We start from the raw sequence: 19,634 nt of genomic DNA, 5'->3' as shown, positions 1-19,634 counted from the left end.
CGTTCACGGAAAGGGAGGGATAACGCGATGCATGTTCCCGTCACCCCCACCGCGCCCGAGTCCCACCGACCGGCGGAGCACCGCTGACCCCTCGGGCGCCCTCCCACCGGAGTGTGCTTTGACCACCGAACACCACGGCCTCACCCTGCGCCCGATCACGGGGCGCGCGGAGCTGGACCTCTTCAACCGACTCCCCTACACCCTCAACCACGAGCTCGCCGACGACCTCGACTCCGGTCGGCGCCGCCCGGAGTGGATGTGGGTCGCGCTGCGCGGCGACCGCCTGGTCGCCCGGGCCGCCTGGTGGGCGTCCTCGGAAAACGACGTCCCCTTCCTGTTGGACGTCCTCGACGTGGACGAGGCCTCCGACGACCGTGTGGACACCCTGGAACGGCTGTTGCGCGCCGCCCTCCCCAGGGTGCTGCCGCCGGGGGCGGTCCCGCCGGACCACGTCCACTACGTGCCCGCCGCCTGGGCCGCACGTCCGGAGACCGCCCGCCCGGTCCGGGAGCGGTTGGCCGCCCTGGAACGGCTCGGCTCCCGCCTCTTCGTGGAGCGCCTGCGCCTGGAGTGGCTCCCCGGAACCCCGATCGCACCGCCGAGCGCAGGCCTGTCCTTCCGCCGTCCCCGGGACACCCAGGAGCTGCTGGGTCTGATGGCCCGGGTCCTGGAGGGCACCCTGGACGCGCACAGCCGGGAGAACCTGTCCCGCCGCACACCGCGTGAGGAGGCCGAGCACCACTTCGCGCGGGAGTTGGGACGGTACGTCAGTCCCCCGGACTGGTGGCGGATCGCTACCCTGTCGGACGGCGCGCCGGTCGGGTTCGTCACGCCCGGCCGCAACCACTACAACCCGGTGATCGGCTACCTGGCGGTCCTGCCGGAGCACCGGGGCCACGGTTACGTCGACGACCTCCTGGCCGAGGGCACCCGTGTCCTGGCCGACCAGGGTGTTCCCCGGATCAGGGCCGCGACCGACGTGGGCAACGCGCCGATGGCCGACGCGTTCCGGCGGGCCGGGTACACGGACTTCGAGCACGCCCTCCACATGACCTGGACGTGACCCCGGGGGGTGGGTGCCCGGTCCGTCCCTGGGCTGACCAGGCGCCCGCCCCTCGTAGGCTGAGATCCTCGGCGCGGTCCCGCGCCCGCACACCGCCGCCACGGCACGACCCGGATCGGATCTCCTTGTACCTGTCCCGCATCAGTCTCAACCCCCAGCGCAGCGCCGGAATGGACCAGTGGGCGGTGATGGGCAAGGCCGTGCGCAGGGCACTGGACCCCTCGCCCGACACCGACGCGCGCGTTCTCTGGGTGCGCCAGTCCCCCACCATGCTGGTGGTCAGCTCCGACACCGCACCCGCCTGGGGCAAGGTCCCCGGCGCGGTCTCGGCCTCGATCCAGCCGATGACCCGGCACGTGGAGGGGGAGACCGTGCGTTGGGAACTGGTCACCGCTCCGACGGCGCAGCGCGAGGTGGCCCCCGCCGAGGAGGGCGGGAAGCCGCGCACGAAGAAGGTCGCGCTGCCGGAGGAGGAGTTCGAGGCGTGGCTGGACCTCAAGCTGGGTGAGGCCCTCCAGGTGACGTCCGCGCAGTGGAAGCGCCTCGGTGGCCGACCCGCGCGCCACCACTTCACCGGGGAGGCCGTGGTCCGGGACAGCGAGGCTCTCCAGGACCTGGCGTTGAACGGCGTCGGCGGGGGTACCGCCACCGGCGCGGGGCTCCTCCTCACCTCACCGCTGGACACTCCCTAGCCGCAGGGGCCGACGGGGCCTAAAACCCTCCAAGTCGGGATTTCCACGAAAAAGCTCTCATTTCACCCATCTGTCGCAACCTCGCGTAGGAGTGTTGCATTCGGCGGGCAAATCATGAAGGTTTTCTCCTAAGCCCGAGCTGACCGTCGCACACGGACACCCGCAGGAGCGCCCGACGGGGGCGCCCCGCGGCCCCGAGCATGCGGCGCAGGCCTGAAGGAGCAACCTTGGCGTACCCGAACCGGAACCGACCCTCCCGACACCACGAGACCTCGGCTCCGTTCCCCCGCACCGCCGCACCACGCCCCCGGACCGCGTTCCTCGCGGGAGCCCTCGCCACGGTGCTGACCGCGGCGCTGTTCCACGCCCCGCACGCGGCCGCCGCACCGGAACCGGTGCACCGACAGCCCTGTGAGACCGACCCCGAGGCCCCGCCCAAGCACCAGATGCGGGCCGAGTGGATCGCCGGGGTCCACAACATCGACTGGCCCACCGAGCAGGGCCAGCCCCCGGAACAGCAGCAGGCCGACCTGACCGACCTGTACGACGAGGCCGTCGACAACGGGCTCAACGCCGTGTTCGTGCAGATCAGGCCCACCGCTGACGCGTTCTGGCCATCACCGTACGAACCCTGGTCCGAGTGGCTGACCGGTGAGCAGGGCGGCGATCCCGGGTACGACCCGCTGGAGTTCGCGGTCGAGGAGGCGCACGCCCGCAACCTGGAGTTCCACGCGTGGTACAACCCGTACCGGGTGGCCATGCACGACGACCGGAACGCCCTGGTCGAGGACCACCCGGCCCGCCAGAACCCCGACTGGGTGTTCGACTACGGCGGTCAGCTCTACTACGACCCGGGCGTCCCCGAGGCGCGGGAGTTCGTGATCGAGGCGATGATGCACTCGGTCGAGAACTACGACCTCGACGGCGTGCACTTCGACGACTACTTCTACCCGTACCCCGTCTCCGGCGAGGAGATCCCGGACGAGGCCACCTACGCCGAGCACGGGGCCGGGTTCGACGACATCGCTGACTGGCGGCGCAACAACGTCGACCTCATGGTCCAGGGCATGAGCGAGGCGGTGAACTCGGTCAAGCCGTACGTGAAGTTCGGCATCAGCCCGTTCGGTATCTGGCGCAACTCCGGCACCGACCCGAACGGCTCGGACACCAACGGCTCGCAGTCCTACGACAACCAGTTCGCGGACAGCCGCAAGTGGGTGCTGGAGGGCTGGCTCGACTACATCAACCCGCAGGTCTACTGGGAGATCGGGCTGCCGGTCGCGGACTACTCCGTCCTCGTCCCCTGGTGGGAGGAGGTCGCCGAGGGCACCGGCACCCACCTGTACATCGGTCAGGCCGCCTACAAGGTCGGCAACGCGGGCGCCTGGCAGGACCCGAACGAACTCTCCTCGCACCTGGACTTCAACCGCGACCACCCCGGGGTCCAGGGGGACGTCTACTTCAGCGCGACCTCGCTGCGCACCAACGCGCGGGAGGCCATGGGCATCCTGGTCGAGGACCACTACTCCAGCCCGGCGCTGGTCCCGGTCAAGGAGGACCTGGGCGGCACCGTCCCGGCCCCGCCCAAGGTGACCGCCGACGGCGGGGGGACCCTGGAGATCGCGCCCGGACCGGGTGAGGCGCCCGCGTACTACGCGGTGTACGCCTTCGACGGGCCGCCCGTCAGGGGGCAGGCGCCCTGCGGCATCGAGGACCCGCGCAACCTGCTCGGCACCGTGCGCGCGGGCGACGACGGCACCGCGACCTACACGGTTCCCGTGTCCGCCGACACCACGTACCACGTGACCGCCGTGCACCGGCTGCACCACGAGAGCCGCGCCAGCAAACCGGCGTACCTGCCCTAGAGGCGCCGCCGAGGGGCCCGGCACGGGTGCGTGCCGGGCCCCTCGGCGTGCACGGCGAGACCTCCCCGAACCGTTCACGGGACCCGACCACCTACCCCACCGGGGTAGGGGTATGCTGGCGCACATGTCGCCGTCGGAACCGAGCAGCCGCGCGGGTCTCGCCTGGACGCGGGTCCTGCTGATCGCCGCGCTGCTCTTCGGGTTCTCGGCCATGCACACCCTGGGCCACCTCCAGCACGAGGCGCACGCCTCGACCGGCTCCGCCCAGCTGGCCCAGCCCACACAGGCCCCGCACGCGGAGTCCCTGTACACCGCCACGGACGACCACGGCGGCACGCTCGAACGCGTCGCCGCGAGCATCGCCACCCCGTCCTCCGAGAGCGCGTCGGCGCTGCCCGAACTGGACCCGACCTCGGTCTGCCTCACCCTCGGATCCTTCGTGGTCGCGCTGCTGGGAGTCGCCGCGGTCGCCTTCACGCGCTGGCCGGGGGCGCCGGCCGACCCCGTGGCCCCGTTCCGGCGGGCACCCCTGCCGCCCTTCCCCACCCCCGACCAACCCTCTCTCGCTCGTCTCCAGGTGCTGCGCGTCTAGATGCCCGCGCGGACCCGGCCCGTGTCGGCTCCGCGCCCACGCGCCACCGACGGCCGCGCCGGACCCGGTTCCCGCGCGGCGAGGAGACCATCGAGAGGAAGGGTCGACATGACCCCGTACCAGCGTGCCCTGAAGAAGCGAGCCCTCGGTGCGGCCGCCGCCGCACTCGCCACCGCACTGTTCGCCACCGCCTGCGGCGACGGGGGCGACGACGCCGCCGACACCACCTCGGAGAGCGAGGAGCAGGTGGCGGAGTCCAACGACGCGGACGTGATGTTCGCGCAGATGATGATCCCCCACCACGAGCAGGCCGTCACCATGGCCGACCTGGCCGACACCCGTGCGGGCGACGAGGTCAGGCAGCTCGCGGTGGAGATCCGCGACGCCCAGGGGCCCGAGATCGAGCAGATGGAGACGCTGCTCGACTCCTGGGGCGCCGACCGCGAGTCCGAGATGGACCACTCCGACATGGACGGCATGCTCACCGAGGAGCAGATGACCGAGCTGGAGGGCGCCGAGGGCGAGCGGTTCGACACCCTCTTCCTGGAGTTCATGGTGCTGCACCACGAGGGCGCCGTGGACATGGCCCGTACCGAGCTCGACAGTGGGATCAACCCCGAGGCCCGCGAGCTGGCCCAGGAAATCATCGACGCCCAGGAGGGCGAGATCCGGCAGATGAACGAGATGCTGGGCGTCGAGGACTCCGGTGACGAGGACGGCGCCGAGGCCACCGAGGAGGAGGACCACTCGGGGCACTGAGGTCCACGCCCCGACGTGGACCGAGGTCGAACCGAGAGGGAGCGACATGAACGACACGACACGCACACGGGCCCTCACCGCGATGGTCGCCCTGGGGCTGATCGCCCTCACCTCCGCGTGCTCCGACGGTGCCGGGGACAGCGCCCAGGCGGGAGCCGGGGACGGCACCGGCGCCGCCGTGGGGGTCCCCCTGCCCGCGGAGGCCCAGCACGTGCACGGCGCCGGGGTGGACCCGGAGTCCGGCGAGGTCCTGGTGGCCACGCACGCGGGCCTGTACACGCTGCCCGCGCCGGACCGCCCCACCCGGGAGGCGACCGTCCCGACCCACGTCGGCCCGGCGATCGACCTCATGGGGTTCGCCGTCCAGGGACCCGGCCACTACCTGGCCAGCGGTCACCCGGAGGGAGGCACCGACATGCCGGACCCGGTCGGATTGATCGAGACCCGGGACGGCGGTGGCAGCTGGGAGGCGCTCTCCCTGGCCGGGGAGTCCGACTTCCACGCGCTGGCCTCCGCCGGTGACCTGGTGGTCGGCTTCGACGGGGCGCTGCGGGCCACCGAGGACGGGGTCGCGTGGACGGACCTGGACCCGGCCGTGGAGGCGGCCGCCCTGGCCGTCTCGGACGACGGACGTACCGTCGTGGCCACCACGCGGCAGGGGCCGGTCCGGTCCACCGACGGCGGAGCCGGGTTCGCGGCCGTACCGGACGCTCCCCCGCTGGCCCTCGTGGACTGGGTCCCCGGGGGTTCGACGGTGTTCGGAGTGGCGGTGGACGGCGGCGTGTACCGCAGCGACGACGCCGGTGAGAGCTGGGCGCGCACCGGGGAGCTGTCAGGTGCGCCGGAGGCACTGCACGCCGACGAGGACCAGGTCATCGTGGTGGCCGACCTCCACGTGGCCCGCTCCACCGACGAGGGCGCCACCTTCGACGGCTGGTGAGGCGCTGAGCGCCGGGGCCCCTCCCTTCCGGGGGGGAGGGGCCCCTCAGCCAGGGATCAGCCGTTGGTGGCGGGGATGACGCTGCCCTGGTACTCCTCCTCGATGAACCGGACCGTCTCCGGGGAGGTCAGCAGTTCGACGAGGGTGGCGACGCGGGGGTCGTCGGCGTTGTCGGAGCGGGCCGCGAGGACGTTCACGTAGGCGTTGCCCTCGACCTCCTCCAGGAGGATCGAGTCCTCCTCGAAGTCCAGCCCTGCCTCCTGCGCGTAGTTGTTGTTGACGATGGCCGCGTCGACGTCGTCCAGGGAGCGGGGCAGCTGCGCCGCCTCCACCTCCCGGAAGTCCAGGTCGAGGGGGTTGTCCTCGATGTCGTTCAGGCTGAAGGTGGCCTCGTCGATCCCGTCCGCGAGGGTGATCAGGCCGCCCTCCTCCAGCAGGAGGAGCGCGCGGAACTCGTTGGTGGGGTCGTTGGGGAGCGCGACCTCGGCGCCCTCCTCCAGGTCGTCGAGGGTGTCGACGCGGTTGGAGTAGAGGCCGAGCGGCGGCAGGTAGATCTGCTCGACGGCGACCAGGTCGGTGCCGTTGCCCTCGTTGAACTCCAGCAGGAACGGCTCGTGCTGGTAGAGGTTGACGTCCAGCTGCCCCTCCGCGAGGGCCGAGTTGGGTGCGATGTAGTCGGAGAACTCCTGGATCTCCAGGTGGAGACCGGCGTCGGCGGCCAGTTCCTCCTGGACGAAGGCGAGGATGTCACCGGCCGGGACCGCGGTGGCTCCGACGACGAGGGTGTCGGCCTCGTCGGAGGGGGCCGAGGCGTTCTCGGAGGGAGCACCGCAGGCGGTCACCGCGAACAGGGCCAGGGCGGCGGGGACGGCGAGAGTGGCGCGGCGCATGAGGGTCCTTTGCGTACTGCGGACTGATGGTCAGGAGGCGGGCGGAACGTCCCGTATTTCCTATTAACCCGATCTTAAATCAGAGATAACCGGGAATCCCAGCCCTCGTGACCAACCGCACAGGCCCTGACCAGCCCGAAGGGCGATGGTCAACCTTTGAAGGATCGCACACCGCCCAGCGCCGTCCCCGCCCAGGGGTCACTGACCGCCACGCCCCGAGAAGCCCCGTCCCGTCGGGCTTGTACGCGGGACCGATGGCGCCTAGCATCCAGCAATGCACACCCCCTACCCCCATCCCGACCGTCTGACCGGCTGCCTGATCGGCGGCGCGGTCGGTGACGCGCTCGGCGCCCCCGTCGAGGGGCTCGGGCTCGACCAGATCCACGAGCGCCACGGTCCCCTGGGGCTCACCGACTACGTGGAGGGCTCCTACGGGATCGGCGCGATCACGGACGAGACCCAGCTGACCCTGCGCACCTGCGACGCCCTCGTCCGGGCCTCCGTGCGGGCGCGGAACGGCGGCGCGGGCGGAGCCGTCGTGAGCACCGTGCACGCCTCCTACCTGGAATGGGAGCGCATCCACCGGGACGACGCCCCGCCCCCTCCCGTGGAGGCCGTCGATCCCCTGAACGCTCCGCGCGGCTACGGCGCCGCCACGGTGGCGGCGCTCCGCCAGGCGCGGAACCGCGCCGGTGGTGCCGCACCGGTCAACAACTCCAAGGGATGCGCCGCCGTGGTGCGGGTGGCCCCCTGCGGGTTCGGCGCCCGCGAGGCCGCGGGGGCCTTCGAACTGGCGACCCGGGTGGCGGCCCTGACCCACGGGCACCGGACCGCCCACCTGGCCGCCGGGGTGTTCGCCGCGACCGTGTGGGGGCTGGTCCGGGGCGGAGGGGTCGCCGACTCCCTCACGGCGGCTCGCGCGCTGCTGGAGGATCGGACCGGCCACGACGAGGTCTCTCGGGCCCTGGAAGGCGCCACGGCGCGGGCGGACACGGGCGTGCCCACCGCCCGGGACCTGGCCGAACTCGGTGACGGCTGGACCTCGGAGGAGGCCCTCGCGGTGGCGGTGTGCGTGGCCCTGCGCGCCGACGACCTCGCCCGGGACGGGGCGCACCCGAACGTGTCCGGGATCGGCCGGTCCGCGCTGCGGCTGGCCGTCAACCACTCGGGTGACAGCGACACCCTCGGGGCGTTGTGCGGGAGCCTGGTCGGCGCCCGGTACGGAGTGCACGCCTTCCCGGGGCACTGGCAGTCCAGGCTGGAGGTACGCGACCACGTCATCGGGCTGGCCGCCGACGCGGTGCTGGAGTACGGCCCCTGCCCGCCCCCGGCTCAGGGGTGCGACGGCGTCCACGAGTCCCGGACCAGGGGACCCGCTAGGCGTCCGCGCGTTCGAGTTCGAGGTAGCGCTCCTCGACCCTGAAGCCCAGGGCCCTGTTGATGTCGCGCATGTACCCGTTGCCCACGGCGTTCCAGGTCCGTACCGCTCGACGGTCGGGGTGGTCGCGGACCAGGCGCTCCAGGTTGTGGAGTTTGAGGGCCAGGCCCAGGCGGTGGCCCCGGTGCGCGCCCGCCACCAGGGTGTCCTCCTGGCCCACGACGTCCTCCCCCTCCATCAGGGAGAGGACGGTGAAACCCGCCAGCTCGCCCGAGGGGGCCTGCGCGACGGTGACCAGGGAGACCGTGCCCGCCGCCGCCCGCAGGTCCTCCAACGCGCGGACGCGCTCGACATCCCAGACCTCGGGTACGTATGTCAGGTCCCCGGCGGGCATGTCCCGCTGCATGACCGTGCACAGGTCGGCGTAGGCCTCGACCAGGTCGTCGGGGCAGGCGCCGGTCCACGCGCGCATCCGGTAGGCGCCGGTGTCCGGGCGCAGCCGGGCGATGAGCGCCGGATCCACGGGCAGGTCCAGGAGGAGGGAGTCCTCCTCCAGTCCGACGGTGAACCCGTGCGCGAGCGCGAAGCGGGCGCCCGGCCAGGTCTGCCTGGACTCCCCTGCCGGCACGGGGACCTCGGTGGCCGCGACCGTGCGTCCCAGCTCCGCCATCTCCCGTTCGGCCACCGCCAGGAGCCGGGCGCCCAGACCGCGTCCGCGCCGGTCCGGGACGACGGTGACCGACACGTCGGCGTGCTCGGTGTTCTCCTTGAGGGAGAGCTCCAGCATCAGGGTGCCGACCACGCGGTCACCCTCGCGGGCGGCGTGGAGCCGGAAGGCGGTGTCGTCCCGCTCGGCGGTCACCGATCCGCGCAGGACCTCGCGCGGGATGGCGGCCCCGGTCGCTCGTCCCGCCGTCCAGGCCTCCCGGTAGGCCGCGTACCAGGAGTCGAAGGCGTGGGCGTCGTGCGGATCGATCCGGACGATCATGGGTGGTCCCTCCAGGCGTGGCGTCGGCCCCGACATCATGCACGGACCGGCCCGCCGATGCCACGGGTTTTACCCGTGTCCCGCTCAGAGGGCCTCGTCGGGCCGTGGGACGCCGACGGCCTCGGCGAGGGCGGCTCCGAAGGCGGCCATCCCTCGGGCGTTGGGGTGCAGGGGCGCCGCGACGCTGGTGGGGAGCAGGCCCTCCAGGTAACGCTCGCCGGGCCGTGCGCAGACGTCGTGCCCCTCGCTGACGGCGGCGAGGTCGACGTAGGTGCCGCCGTGCGCGAGGGTCCGGCGTTCCAGGGTCTCGTTGAGGCGGTCCACCGAGCCCTGGATGTAGTCGGCGTCGCGCCCCCACACGGGCTGGGTCGGCCAGCAGCCGCCCTCACGCACGTAGGTTCCGTAGCCCGCGACCACGATCTCGGCGTGGGGAGCGCGGTCACGGATCTCCGTGAGGGCCTGGTCGAGCACGGGTTCCCAGGCGTCGATGTCCCCGGCGATGCGGTCCGTGGTGCCGCCCTGGGTGAAGCGCTCCTCGCAGGAGAGGCCGAGCGGCTCGCGCAGGAGGTTGACGCAGCTCAGCGCGGCGCCGACCAGTTCGACGTCGTTGCCGCCGATGGTCAGGGAGACCAGGTCGGTCTCCTCGCTCAGGGCGTCGTACTGCGGAGCCAGGAGCCCGAACTGCCGACCGGAGAAGTCGGAGACCTTGGCCCCCGAGCAGGTGACGTCGGTGAGGTCGGCGCCGAGCGCGTCGGCGGCGACACGGGGGTAGTTGCGGTCCGAGCGCAGGCAGGCGATGTTCGGGTCCTGGTTCGGGATGAGGGGCCCGGCGGCCGCCGAGTCCCCGAGCGCCACGTAGGCGAGGGGTTCGGCCGACCCGTCGTCCGCCTGGGCCGATGTCGCCGTGGCCATTCCCATACTCACGGTCACCACGGTGGTCACCGCGATCATCAAACCTTGCCTGCCCACGGGGCCTCCGCTGGTCCTCGTCCTGGTGTGGTGCTGCTCTCACATGATGTCGAGCGCCGATGGACCGTGGGAGCGAAAACCACGGAGAGTGATCGTATTGATGCCTTCCGTCCGGAGTTTCCGCAGGTCGAGGAGGCTGCCCCGATCTTCCGTGACCCGCCGCCAGATCGCGGGGTTCACGGTGGCCTCCCTGGCCCCTCGCCGCGCTGGAAACCCTTACGGGGTACTTACTCCGGGCGGGTAGAAGGGTGCAGACGACTCCCAACCGGGCCTCGGCCCACGGAAGAAACGAAGAGCGATGTTCAGTGACGTGATCGACTGGTTCAAGGGTCTGTTCGGAGATACTGCGGAACAGGTCACGGACGGGGTGACCCAGGGACTGGACCAGGTGGGCGGCGGGGCCGAGGAAGCCGTGGGCACCTTCCAGGAGACCGGCCAGGATCTGGTGGGGCAGGACTACGGCCAGTTCGCTGAGGACGCGATGGGCGGTGTGACCGAGGGTGTCACCGACCAGGTGACCGAGGGCGTCCAGGGGTTCCAGGAACAGGCGGAGACCCTGGGCGGCATCGCCGAGGACCCGATGGGCGCCGCCGTGGACGAGGCCCGGGACCGCTTCGGGCAGGGCTGACCCCGAACGACGCGCGGTCCCGGACGACCGGGGCCCCGGGGTCCCACGTGCCCTCCGGGACCGGGCGGGCCTGCCCACCCGGAACTCCCCGCCCCGGTGCTGCTGGCGGGCGGCCATGCCCCCCGGCCCGCGTGGCGCCCTCCCCGTCCGTGCGAGAGGGAGGCCTCCGCCCGGTGACGAACGGCGTGTGGGCTCCCCCGCGCGACCCACCTCGGGCCCGCCGTGAGGGGTGACGGCCACGAGCCGAGCGGGGGTCACTCGGCCGGACGGTCCGGCCCAGGAACCTCTCAGCGAGCACGGAAAGGATGCCGACACCCGCGCTCCGGGACCGCGATCCGACGACCACCCCGCGTAATATTCCCGTTACCCAAGGTCGATGTCGATTCGTTCCGGAGTACCCGTGAAACTGCCTCTGCGCCCGCACCAACTGGTCCTGCGCCTCGCCACCGGCGCCTCCATCCTCAACTCCGGGCTGAACAAGCGCGGCGCCGACGAGGACACCGCCATGGGCCTGCACGGGATGGCGGTCGGCACGTACCCGTTCCTGGACAAGATCGACCCGGTCACCTTCACCCGACTCCTGTGCGCCGGGGAGATCGCCCTGGGCACCGCGCTGTTGGTACCGCTCGTGCCGAACCGGCTCGCGGGTGCCGGGCTGAGCGCCTTCGCGGCCGGGCTGCTCGGCATGTACCTGCGCACCCCCGGCATGCACGAGCCGGGCAGTCTCGCGCCCACGGCGGACGGCGTCCCCCTGTCCAAGGACCTGTGGCTGCTCGGCGCCGGGCTCTCCCTGGTGCTGGAGGGCTGCGACCGGGACTGAACCCGGCCGTCGGGCGGAGGCGCCGGGAGGGGGACGACTACTGTGGTGCGCGCCCACCCTCCCCGACCCGAAGGGCCACCCCGTGTCCTCCTCCCCTCGTCGTACCGCGCTGGTCACCGGCGCCTCCTCCGGGATCGGGGCCGCCGTGGCCGCCGCCCTCGTCGAACGCGGCTACCGCGTGTTCGGTACCAGCCGCGACCCGGAGCGGGTCTCCGCCCCGGTGCCCGGGGTCGAGTACCTGGCCCTGGACCTGACCGACTACGCGTCCGTCGAGGCCTGCGCACGTGCCGCCGGTGAGGTGGACGTTCTGGTCAACAACGCGGGCGAGAGCCAGAACGGGCCGATCGAGGAACTGCCCATGGACGCCGTCGAGCGGGTGTTCCGGCTCAATGTGTTCGGTGCGGTCCGCCTCACCCAGCTGGTCCTGCCGGGGATGCGGGACCGCGGCTACGGACGGGTGGTGATGGTGGGGTCGATGCTGGCCAGTTTCCCGCTGGCCTACCGGTCCTCGTACGTGGCGACCAAGGCGGCGGTGAAGGGGTTCGCGGATGCCGCCCGGCGTGAGGTCTCGCCGTTCGGGGTCGGTGTGACCACCGTGGAGCCGGGATCCATCAACACGGGGATCAGTGAGCGGCGCACGCAGTACGTGGGCGAGGACTCCCCCTTCCGTGACGAGTACCGGACCATGGTGAACACGCTCAACGCCAACGAGGCCAGGGGGATCTCCGCCGAACGGGTGGCCCGGACGGTGCTGGCCGCGATCGAGGCGAAGCGGCCGCGCCCGCTGTACGCGGTGGGCAGCAACGCCCCGCTGGTGTTCGCGCTCCGGCGCCTCCTGCCCCGCGCCGCGATGCTGCGCGTGGTGGCCCGCAAGCACGGCCTGGGGTGAACGGCCCTCCGGGGAGCCCGCCGCGAGTCGGCACGTCGGGTCCCTTAGGTTGGCCCTGACAGGGATCGGACCGTCCGGAGGTACACGCGTGACCAGTGTCGTGAAGTTCAACGTCCTGACCGTCCCCGAGGGTGAGGGTTCCACGTTGGAGGAGAGGTTCGCCAAGCGGGCCGGACTCGTGGAGAACCAGGAGGGGTTCGAGGAGTTCCAGCTGCTGCGGCCGGTCGAGGGCACCGACAAGTACCTCGTGTACACCCGCTGGCGGTCCGAGGAGGACTTCCAGAACTGGGTGAACGGGCAGGACTTCCGGAAGGGCCACGCCCGGGCCGCGGCCGACGCGAAGAAGGACGGCCACGCCCACGGCGGTCACGGCGGGCCGGCCGCGACCAACAGTGAGATCTGGGGCTTCGAGGTCGTCCAGCACGTCAAGGCTGGCTGAGCCGCATCACCCCCGCGGCGGCTCCGGTCTGCGGGCCTCGACCAGGTGGCGGGACGCGTGGGCCACGAACGGCCCCCGTTCCTCGATTTGTTCGTGCAGTTCCCGGAGCCGGTCGCGGTGGGCGTCCACGGTGAAGCCAGGGACCATCCACACGACCTTGCGCAGGAAGTACACGACGGCGCCGACGTCGCGGAACTCCATCCGGAGCCGTTCCGACCGCAGGTCGACGATCTCCAGCCCGGCGGCCTCGGCCCCGGCGCGGTCGTGGTCCGGGTGCCGGGCCTCGCGTGTCTCCCGGGGCTGTGGGCCGAGGAAGTACTCGACCAGTTCGAACACGCTCGACGGCCCCACGTGCTGCCCGAGGTAGGTGCCGCCGGGGGTGAGGACACGCGCGATCTCGTCCCACCAGACGGTGACGGGGTGGCGGGACACGACCAGGTCGAAGGCCGAGTCCGCGAAGGGCAACGGAGGCCGGTCGGGATCCGCGACCACGGCCACGCCTCTGGGGTGCAGCAACCGGGTGGCCGCGACGACGTTGGGCGGCCACCCCTCGGTCGCCACGGTGAGCGGCGGGTGGGAGGGGACCCCGGCGAGGACCTCGCCACCGCCGGTCTGGAGGTCGAGGGCCGCGGTGGCGCGGGCCATCCGCTCGCCCATGAGGCGCTGGTACCCCCAGGAGGGGCGCTGCTCGGTGGCCCGGCCCTCGAACCACGAGAAGTCCCAGCCCTCGGTCGGTTCGGCGGCGGCCTCGTCGATGAGGGCGTCGAATTCTCGGCTCATGTTCCCCATGGTCACTTACTACGGCGGCACCGGTCCAACCGGTTTCGTGCCCCTGTGGATAACCCGCGATCCGGCCCCACAAAGGGGTTGCGGCGCCGTGAGGGCGCCGGTACAACTACTAGGGCGTGTTTTTGTGGATGCTTTCGCCGGTGGCGGCGGAGCCGCCATCGATGCGAGCGGCCGCCAGGCCATCTCTCGCAAGACGATGAGCGAAGGCCAGCCCGGGTTTGGCTGTCCGAGCTTCATCGGCGCGGCGAGAGGCAACCTGGCAACGCGAGCGCGGAATGATCCACAAAACACGCCCTAAGGGCCGCGACGACCCCCGGCGCGGCGACGACGCGAAAGGAGGCACATCCGATGTTCCCCGTGATCACCGCGTCCGTGTCCTCCCGGGTCGACGACCACCGTTGACCCCGGCGACGGCGGGCGCACACACCGAAGGTGCAGCCTTGACCGTTCTTCCGAACACCCTGACCCTCCGCCCCATCACCGGTCCCGAGGAGCTCGACCTCTTCAACCGGATCCCCTACGTGCTCAACCACGAGCTCGCTGACGACCTCGCCGAGGGCCGTCGACGCCCCTCCTGGATGTGGGTGGCCCTCGACGGCGACCGTCTCCTGGCCCGCCTTTCCTGGTGGTGCCGAAACCAGGACGACGCCCCCTTCCTGCTGGACCTGCTCGACGTGGACGACACCGCCGAGGACGTCGACCGCGTGGCCGTGGCCACCGAGCTCCTGAGCACCGCCAACGCGGCCCTGTTCCCCGACGGCGTCCCGGTCGCCCAGGGCACCGTTCCCCCGCCCGAGTTCCTGCGCTTCGAGGTCGCCGACTGGCGTGACGACGAGCGCTCCCGGCGCCGGGTCGGTGAACGCCTGGCCGTGATCGAGAAGTCGGGCGCGGTCCCGCTCGTGGAGCGCCTGCGCTACGAATGGCGGGCCGGGAACCCGCTTCCCGAGGACAGCGGTCGCCTGGTGTACCGGGGCATCGAGGACACCGAGGACATCCTCGGCCTCATGGTCCGGGCCCTGGAGGGCACCCTGGACACCCACGACCGGATGGACCTGCGGGAACTCTCCGCCGAGGAGGTGGCCGCGGCCAACTTCGCCGACGAGTTCGCGAACTACTCGACACCGCGTTCCTGGTGGCGGGTGGCCACGCTCCCCGACGGCACTCCGGTGGGCTTCGTGATCCCGGCACGCAACGCCTACCACCCGATCATCAGCTACATCGCGGTGCTGCCCGAGCACCGGGGCAACGGCTACATCGACGACCTGCTCGCCGAGGGCACCCGGGTCCTGGTACGGGAGGGCGTCACGTACGTCCGTGCCGCCACGGACGTCGGGAACGTGCCCATGGCCCGGGCCTTCACCCGCGCCGGGTACGACACCATCAGCGGTGTGATCAACATGACCTGGTCGACGTAGGTTCCGCCCGCCGGTGGGCGGGGTGTCCCGATGCTCCTCCCTCCGGCACGTCCGGGTCCGGTCAGCGGGCCCCGGCGACGACGCGGCCGGTCTCGGCGACCGCCGCGAGCAGGTCCTGCGGGTCCGCGGTCATCCCCGCGACCACGAAGTCCACCTCCTCCAGTCCGGCTCTGGACAGCAGGGCCTTGTCGTTGGTCACCCACTCACCGCGCGCGGCCAGCACCGCGTGGGCCGTGTACGAGGCGGCCTGGGAGATCATCCCCGCGCACTGGGCCACTCTCCCGTGCGGGGCGTGGTGGCGCTCCGCGTAGGCGAGGGTGGCCGAGGCGAATCCGCGCCAGCGCTGCGGGGCGCTCCGCCGGAGCGCGTCCGGGTAGGCGGGGCGGGGCAGGTCCCCGACCAGGGTCCGGCCCACGGCGAGCTCGGCCACCACCAGGTAGGTGGGGATGCCCACCAGGTGGAACAGGAGCGGTTCCACGCGGAACCGGCCGTGATCGGCCTCGACGGTTTCCCGCTCCACCACGTCGAGGTCGCGGTAGTGGACGTCCACCCGGCGGCCGTCGATCCTCAGCCAGGCGCCCCCGTTGAACACGCCGTCGCTCCAGCCGCCGATCTCCGAGACCTCCCCCTCCCATCCGACGTCGCGTAGGTCACGGGGAGCGAACTCCTCCCGGGAACCCCGGTAGTAGACGGCGAGGTCCCAGTCGCTGTCCGGCCGGTGCGTCCCCTGGGCGCGCGATCCGCCGAGGCTGACCGCCTCGACCCCGGGGAGAGCGGCGAGCCGTTCGGCGGTGGTCGCGAGGAAGTGTTCGTCAGAGAGGGTCATGGTTCCCATCATGGCCGGACCGGGCCGGGGCGCGCTCACCCTTTCCGCCGACTGTGGATAACCGGTGGCCCCCATGGGTTCCGGTACCTAGGCTGCGGACATGGAGCTGCCCCGTTTCGACGACCCCGCCCTGCGTGCCCTGCACCCGGTGGAGGTACGCGTGGGTCTGTCCGGGGCCCGGGTGTTCCGCCTGTGTGACGACACCGGCCGTCCGGTCGCGGTCTTCAAGGGGGTCCCGGACGACCGCCCTGACCTGGCCGAAAAGCTCGACGACGAGATCGTCCGGACGGCCTGGATGGCTCGGTTCGGGCTGGGGACCCCGCGTGTCCTGGAGTTCGAGTCACGGGAGGGCCCCTCGCAGTGGATGGTCTCCAGCCACCTGCCCGGTACCCCGGCCCACGATCCCGACGTGGCACGGACACACCCCGGGCTGGTCGAGTCGCTGGCCGAGGCGCCCCGTACGATCCACGCGTCGCAGGTCGGCGGAGTGGTGATCCGGGAGGGGCTGGCGGAGAACCTGGAGCGGGCCCGGAAGCGGGTGGCCGCGGGCCTGGTCCGGCGCTCCTGGCAGGGCAGCCGCTACGAGGGCACCGACCCGGCCCGAGCCCTGGCGGAGGTGGAGCTGCGGGTGGAGCGGGCCGGTCCCCTGCCGGAGGTGGTGACCCACGGGGACTTCTGCCTGCCGAACGTCCTCTTCACCGGCGACCTCGGGTGGGGGCTCGTGGATCTCGGCCAGGCAGGGGTCTCCGACCCGCACCGTGACCTGGCCTCGATGGTGGGGAGCCTGCTCAGCCATCTGAACCCGCACTTCGGTCAGGCGGACGCGGACCGTTTCCTGGACGCCTACGGTCGGGACCGCGTCGACCCCGGGCTGCTCTCCCTGCACTTCGGAGTCGACGACTTCTTCTGGCCCGTGCCCCGGGGGTGACACGCGGCGGCGGTCAGGGCTCCAGTGCGTCGTCGCCCCGCTTGCCGTTTCCGTTGCCGTTTCCGTTGCCGTTGCCGTTGCCGTTGCCGTTGCCTCTACCACCGTTCCCGCCGTTCCCGCCGGGCGACGGTCCACGGCTCCGCCTGTGCTGACGGCGGAGTCTGCGTGACCGGGCGGACAGCGGTGTGCGGCGGCCACGCTGGACACCGGAGCTCTCCGCCGTCTCGGCCTGGAGCGCCCGAACCAGGGAGAACATCATGAAGAAGCCGATGACGAAGAACGGCAGCCCGAACACGATGATCGTCTGTTGGAGCGCGTCCAACCCACCGACTCCGGAGGCCGTGAGGACGGTCGCGGCCACCACCCCCTCGGTGATGCCCCAGAACACGCGCTGGCGGGTCGGGGACTCCTCCGTCCCCGAACAGAGCATGTCCACCACCAGGGACGCGGAGTCCGACGAGGTGGTGAAGAAGATGATCACGATGACGATGCACATGGCCGAGACGAAGGTCGTCCACGGGTAGTGCGTGAGGAAGGCGAACAGCGCTCCGGGGATGTCCCCCTGGCCGACGACCTCCTCCACCAGACCGCCGCCCCGGTTCATCTCGATGTCGAAAGCCGACAGGCCGAACACGCTGAACCACACGATGCTGAAGGCCGTGGGCAGCCCCAGCACGCCCAGGACGAACTCGCGGATGGTGCGGCCCCGGGAGATGCGGGCGATGAAGATGCCGACGAACGGCGACCACGTGATGGTCCAGGCCCAGTAGAAGACCGTCCACGTGCCCTGCCAGCCCGTGTTGCCGAAGGTGTCGTTCCAGAACGAGAGCGGTATGAGCCACTGCGCGTACACACCGGTGGTCTCGATGACGCCCTTGGCCAGGTAGAGGGAGGACCCGGCGGCGAACACGAACACCAGCAGCGCGACCGCGATGATGATGTTGATCTGGGAGAGCCACTTGATGCCCACGTCGAGGCCCGAGGCCACGGAGATCACGGCGACGCAGGTGACCACGGCGATGAGGATCAGCTGGTTGACGCGGCTCTCCTCGACACCGAACAGCGTGTTGAGCCCGCTGTTGATCTGCATGGTGCCCAGGCCGATGGTGACGGCGACACCGAAGAGGGTGCCCAGGACCGCGAAGATGTCGATGATCCGGCCGAACGGCCCGTTGACGCGGTCACCGAGGAACGGGTGGAAGATCGAGCTCACCCGGAACGGCAGGCCCTTGCGGTACACGAAGTAGGCGAAGGCCAGGGCGGGCAGGCAGAAGATCGTCCAGGTGTGCAGGCCGAAGTGGTAGAGCGTGAAGCCCATCGCCTGTTGCGCGGCCTCGATCGTCTCGGGCTCGGCGTTGCCCTGGGGGGGATTGGCGTAGTGGCTGATGGGCTCGGCCACGCCCCAGAACATGAGGATGCTTCCGATTCCCGCCGCGAACAGCATGCAGAACCACGTGAGGTTGCTGTAGTCCGGCCTGCTGTCCGGCGGACCCAGACGAATGTTGCCAAAACGGCTGGAAGCGATCCAAATGAGAAAAATGAGAAAAGTGGTCACACCGAGGATGTAGAGCCACCCCAGGTGCGACAGGATCCACTCGGAGGTGGCACCGAATACCAGATCCACCTGGTCAGTGAAGGTGATCGCGCACACCACGAACAACACGGTCAGCGACGCCGAGACGAAGAAGATCGCCGGGTTCGTCTCCAGACCCAGCTTCCGTGCCAGTTTTTCGAACATACCGGCTGCTTTCTGGTGGTTCGGGCTGGTTCGACCAGCGGGGCCCCATCCTTTCCCCAACCAGTCGGCCTCGGGCAGAGAGGCGCAAAGGGAAGACGTCTTCTCTTCCGTCACATGCCCACATTCTGACAGCGAAACCGGCCCTCACGGGACAAAGAACCACCACTCTGAGAAAGCCCTCTGAAAACGGTCGACAAAAGCTGACAAAACTTCATCGGCTCATGTATCACCAAAAAAACCAATAAATGCCATCGAACCGGGGTCGGCATCAACCTCCGGACCGCGCTCCCGACGCTCCCCGGGACCTGAGTGGAGGGCGGTTCGTCCGGGGCCTGTGAGGGAAGGAGGGCCTCCGAACCGACCCCCCGCACGTTCGACCCTGGGAGTGCCTCGTGGAAGCAGTGCTGTTCGACATGTTTGGTGTGGTCGCCATGGACCAGTCACCGACGGTCCGCGCCACGATGGTGGAGTACTCCGGCCACGACCACGACACCTTCTGGGCCGCGTACTGGGCCCCGCGCCAGGACTACGACCGGGGCGACCTGGACGGGCCCGCCTACTGGCGCACCGTGGGAGGCCTGCTCGGTGAGTCCTTCGAGCCGGAGCGGATCGAACGGCTGGTCGCACTGGACCTGGACAGCTGGTCGCGACTGAACGAGGACTCGGTGGCGCTGGTGACGGAGCTCTCCGAGGCGGGCGTGCCGCTCGGTCTGCTCTCGAACATCCCCCCGGAGCTGGCCGCGCGCTTCGAGGAGAGACACTCCTCCGTGCTGGACCTGTTCCCGACCCGGGGACTCTCCTGCCGGATCGGCCACGCCAAACCCGAGGCCGGGGCCTACCGGTGGTGTCTGGAGCGCATGGGGACACCCGCCGGTGAGGTGTTGTTCGTGGACGACAACCGGACCAACGTCGAGGCCGCCGGGAAGCTGGGCCTCCAGGGGCACGTGTTCACGTCGGCGCCCGAGCTCAGGCGGGCACTGGGCCGGGACTGAACACGGGCTGGTGGCGGTCGTACGGCCGCCACCA

General features: G+C 71.1%; 21 protein-coding genes. 14 read left to right on the top strand and 7 right to left on the bottom strand.

Annotation, left to right across the window (positions count from 1 at the left end; all coding sequences use genetic code 11):
- Window positions 1-118: 118 nt before the first annotated feature.
- The 6 genes from ACRWK8_RS10105 (at window position 119) to ACRWK8_RS10080 (ending at window position 5,911) form a co-directional block, all read left to right on the top strand.
- Window positions 119-1,063, top strand: a complete 945-nt coding sequence (locus ACRWK8_RS10105) for a GNAT family N-acetyltransferase (RefSeq protein WP_431869782.1) — start codon at window positions 119-121, stop codon at window positions 1,061-1,063.
- A gap of 125 nt (window positions 1,064-1,188) precedes the next feature.
- Complete coding sequence (locus ACRWK8_RS10100) at window positions 1,189-1,755, top strand: type I-E CRISPR-associated protein Cas6/Cse3/CasE (protein WP_431869780.1); 567 nt, start codon at window positions 1,189-1,191, stop codon at window positions 1,753-1,755.
- Window positions 1,756-1,982: 227 nt separating this feature from the next.
- Complete coding sequence (locus ACRWK8_RS10095) at window positions 1,983-3,620, top strand: glycoside hydrolase family 10-like protein (RefSeq protein WP_431869778.1); 1,638 nt, start codon at window positions 1,983-1,985, stop codon at window positions 3,618-3,620.
- A 124-nt stretch (window positions 3,621-3,744) separates the two neighbouring features.
- Window positions 3,745-4,212 (top strand): hypothetical protein, encoded by a 468-nt coding sequence (locus ACRWK8_RS10090; protein ID WP_431869776.1) that lies wholly within the window; start codon window positions 3,745-3,747, stop codon window positions 4,210-4,212.
- A gap of 108 nt (window positions 4,213-4,320) precedes the next feature.
- Complete coding sequence (locus ACRWK8_RS10085; RefSeq protein ID WP_431869774.1) at window positions 4,321-4,971, top strand: DUF305 domain-containing protein; 651 nt, start codon at window positions 4,321-4,323, stop codon at window positions 4,969-4,971.
- 46 nt (window positions 4,972-5,017) lie between these two features.
- Entirely contained in the window at window positions 5,018-5,911 is an 894-nt protein-coding gene (locus ACRWK8_RS10080) for a F510_1955 family glycosylhydrolase (RefSeq protein WP_431869772.1), read from the top strand.
- 56 nt (window positions 5,912-5,967) lie between these two features.
- Here the strand turns inward: ACRWK8_RS10080 and ACRWK8_RS10075 are convergent, their stop codons facing one another.
- Window positions 5,968-6,801 (bottom strand): MetQ/NlpA family ABC transporter substrate-binding protein, encoded by an 834-nt coding sequence (locus ACRWK8_RS10075; RefSeq protein WP_431869770.1) that lies wholly within the window; start codon window positions 6,799-6,801, stop codon window positions 5,968-5,970.
- A 274-nt stretch (window positions 6,802-7,075) separates the two neighbouring features.
- Between ACRWK8_RS10075 and ACRWK8_RS10070 the strand changes: the two genes are divergently transcribed.
- A complete protein-coding gene (locus tag ACRWK8_RS10070) occupies window positions 7,076-8,224 on the top strand; it encodes an ADP-ribosylglycohydrolase family protein (protein WP_431869768.1) in 1,149 nt (382 codons plus the stop codon).
- Here the strand turns inward: ACRWK8_RS10070 and ACRWK8_RS10065 are convergent.
- The 3 genes from ACRWK8_RS10065 to ACRWK8_RS10055 all read right to left on the bottom strand — a co-directional run bounded on the left by ACRWK8_RS10065 (window position 8,178) and on the right by ACRWK8_RS10055 (window position 10,316).
- Entirely contained in the window at window positions 8,178-9,167 is a 990-nt protein-coding gene (locus tag ACRWK8_RS10065; protein WP_431869766.1) for a GNAT family N-acetyltransferase, read from the bottom strand. The two genes, ACRWK8_RS10070 and ACRWK8_RS10065, sit on opposite strands and share 47 nt — an antisense overlap.
- An 84-nt stretch (window positions 9,168-9,251) precedes the next feature.
- Window positions 9,252-10,085, bottom strand: coding sequence for an SGNH/GDSL hydrolase family protein (locus ACRWK8_RS10060; RefSeq protein WP_431869806.1), 834 nt, complete (start codon window positions 10,083-10,085; stop codon window positions 9,252-9,254).
- A gap of 90 nt (window positions 10,086-10,175) precedes the next feature.
- Window positions 10,176-10,316, bottom strand: coding sequence for a hypothetical protein (locus ACRWK8_RS10055; protein WP_431869764.1), 141 nt, complete (start codon window positions 10,314-10,316; stop codon window positions 10,176-10,178).
- 118 nt (window positions 10,317-10,434) lie between these two features.
- On the opposite strand from ACRWK8_RS10055, the gene ACRWK8_RS10050 reads away from it, so the two are divergent.
- From ACRWK8_RS10050 to ACRWK8_RS10035, 4 genes are all read left to right on the top strand, one after another.
- Window positions 10,435-10,764 carry a hypothetical protein gene (locus ACRWK8_RS10050; RefSeq protein WP_431869762.1) on the top strand — a complete coding sequence of 110 codons (330 nt, stop codon included), beginning with the start codon at window positions 10,435-10,437 and terminating at the stop codon, window positions 10,762-10,764.
- A gap of 400 nt (window positions 10,765-11,164) precedes the next feature.
- Window positions 11,165-11,584 carry a hypothetical protein gene (locus ACRWK8_RS10045; RefSeq protein ID WP_378743023.1) on the top strand — a complete coding sequence of 140 codons (420 nt, stop codon included), beginning with the start codon at window positions 11,165-11,167 and terminating at the stop codon, window positions 11,582-11,584.
- Between the two features lie 82 nt (window positions 11,585-11,666).
- The gene (locus ACRWK8_RS10040; RefSeq protein ID WP_378743022.1) at window positions 11,667-12,473 is read left to right on the top strand and encodes an SDR family oxidoreductase; all 807 of its coding nucleotides are present in this window, start codon (window positions 11,667-11,669) and stop codon (window positions 12,471-12,473) included.
- An 88-nt stretch (window positions 12,474-12,561) separates the two neighbouring features.
- Window positions 12,562-12,912: an antibiotic biosynthesis monooxygenase family protein gene (locus ACRWK8_RS10035; protein WP_378743020.1), complete on the top strand. Its 351-nt coding sequence runs from the start codon at window positions 12,562-12,564 to the stop codon at window positions 12,910-12,912.
- A 6-nt stretch (window positions 12,913-12,918) separates the two neighbouring features.
- Here the strand turns inward: ACRWK8_RS10035 and ACRWK8_RS10030 are convergent, their stop codons facing one another.
- Window positions 12,919-13,692, bottom strand: coding sequence for a class I SAM-dependent methyltransferase (locus ACRWK8_RS10030; protein WP_431869759.1), 774 nt, complete (start codon window positions 13,690-13,692; stop codon window positions 12,919-12,921).
- A gap of 449 nt (window positions 13,693-14,141) precedes the next feature.
- Between ACRWK8_RS10030 and ACRWK8_RS10025 the strand changes: the two genes are divergently transcribed.
- Window positions 14,142-15,116, top strand: a complete 975-nt coding sequence (locus tag ACRWK8_RS10025) for a GNAT family N-acetyltransferase (RefSeq protein ID WP_431869757.1) — start codon at window positions 14,142-14,144, stop codon at window positions 15,114-15,116.
- A 61-nt stretch (window positions 15,117-15,177) separates the two neighbouring features.
- On the opposite strand, the gene ACRWK8_RS10020 is transcribed toward ACRWK8_RS10025, so the two are convergent.
- Window positions 15,178-15,942, bottom strand: coding sequence for a nucleotidyltransferase domain-containing protein (locus ACRWK8_RS10020; protein WP_431869755.1), 765 nt, complete (start codon window positions 15,940-15,942; stop codon window positions 15,178-15,180).
- 100 nt (window positions 15,943-16,042) lie between these two features.
- Between ACRWK8_RS10020 and ACRWK8_RS10015 the strand changes: the two genes are divergently transcribed.
- On the top strand, window positions 16,043-16,870 hold the full coding sequence (locus ACRWK8_RS10015; RefSeq protein ID WP_431869753.1) for a phosphotransferase: 828 nt from the start codon (window positions 16,043-16,045) through the stop codon (window positions 16,868-16,870).
- A gap of 13 nt (window positions 16,871-16,883) precedes the next feature.
- Here ACRWK8_RS10015 and ACRWK8_RS10010 read toward each other — a convergent pair whose 3' ends face one another.
- Window positions 16,884-18,608: a BCCT family transporter gene (locus ACRWK8_RS10010; RefSeq protein ID WP_431869751.1), complete on the bottom strand. Its 1,725-nt coding sequence runs from the start codon at window positions 18,606-18,608 to the stop codon at window positions 16,884-16,886.
- Window positions 18,609-19,000: 392 nt separating this feature from the next.
- On the opposite strand from ACRWK8_RS10010, the gene ACRWK8_RS10005 reads away from it, so the two are divergent.
- Window positions 19,001-19,600, top strand: coding sequence for an HAD family hydrolase (locus ACRWK8_RS10005; RefSeq protein ID WP_431869749.1), 600 nt, complete (start codon window positions 19,001-19,003; stop codon window positions 19,598-19,600).
- Window positions 19,601-19,634 lie beyond the last annotated feature (34 nt).

It is taken from the genome of Nocardiopsis eucommiae (assembly GCF_965344335.1).
GTDB lineage: Bacteria > Actinomycetota > Actinomycetes > Streptosporangiales > Streptosporangiaceae > Nocardiopsis > Nocardiopsis eucommiae.
Note: the sequence above shows the minus strand (reverse complement) of the source record. Positions and strands in the feature narration are given on the sequence as shown.

Excerpts from the sequence above, each read along its gene's own strand:
- ACRWK8_RS10050 (WP_431869762.1), top strand. The coding sequence starts at position 10,435 with ATGTTCAGTGACGTGATCGACTGGTTCAAGGGTCTGTTCGGAGATACT.
- ACRWK8_RS10065 (WP_431869766.1), bottom strand. The coding sequence starts at position 9,167 with ATGATCGTCCGGATCGATCCGCACGACGCCCACGCCTTCGACTCCTGG.
- ACRWK8_RS10015 (WP_431869753.1), top strand. The coding sequence starts at position 16,043 with ATGGAGCTGCCCCGTTTCGACGACCCCGCCCTGCGTGCCCTGCACCCG.
- ACRWK8_RS10030 (WP_431869759.1), bottom strand. The coding sequence starts at position 13,692 with ATGAGCCGAGAATTCGACGCCCTCATCGACGAGGCCGCCGCCGAACCG.
- ACRWK8_RS10075 (WP_431869770.1), bottom strand. The coding sequence starts at position 6,801 with ATGCGCCGCGCCACTCTCGCCGTCCCCGCCGCCCTGGCCCTGTTCGCG.
- ACRWK8_RS10090 (WP_431869776.1), top strand. The coding sequence starts at position 3,745 with ATGTCGCCGTCGGAACCGAGCAGCCGCGCGGGTCTCGCCTGGACGCGG.
- ACRWK8_RS10085 (WP_431869774.1), top strand. The coding sequence starts at position 4,321 with ATGACCCCGTACCAGCGTGCCCTGAAGAAGCGAGCCCTCGGTGCGGCC.
- ACRWK8_RS10010 (WP_431869751.1), bottom strand. The coding sequence starts at position 18,608 with ATGTTCGAAAAACTGGCACGGAAGCTGGGTCTGGAGACGAACCCGGCG.
- ACRWK8_RS10060 (WP_431869806.1), bottom strand. The coding sequence starts at position 10,085 with ATGGGAATGGCCACGGCGACATCGGCCCAGGCGGACGACGGGTCGGCC.
- ACRWK8_RS10070 (WP_431869768.1), top strand. The coding sequence starts at position 7,076 with ATGCACACCCCCTACCCCCATCCCGACCGTCTGACCGGCTGCCTGATC.
- ACRWK8_RS10020 (WP_431869755.1), bottom strand. The coding sequence starts at position 15,942 with ATGACCCTCTCTGACGAACACTTCCTCGCGACCACCGCCGAACGGCTC.
- ACRWK8_RS10080 (WP_431869772.1), top strand. The coding sequence starts at position 5,018 with ATGAACGACACGACACGCACACGGGCCCTCACCGCGATGGTCGCCCTG.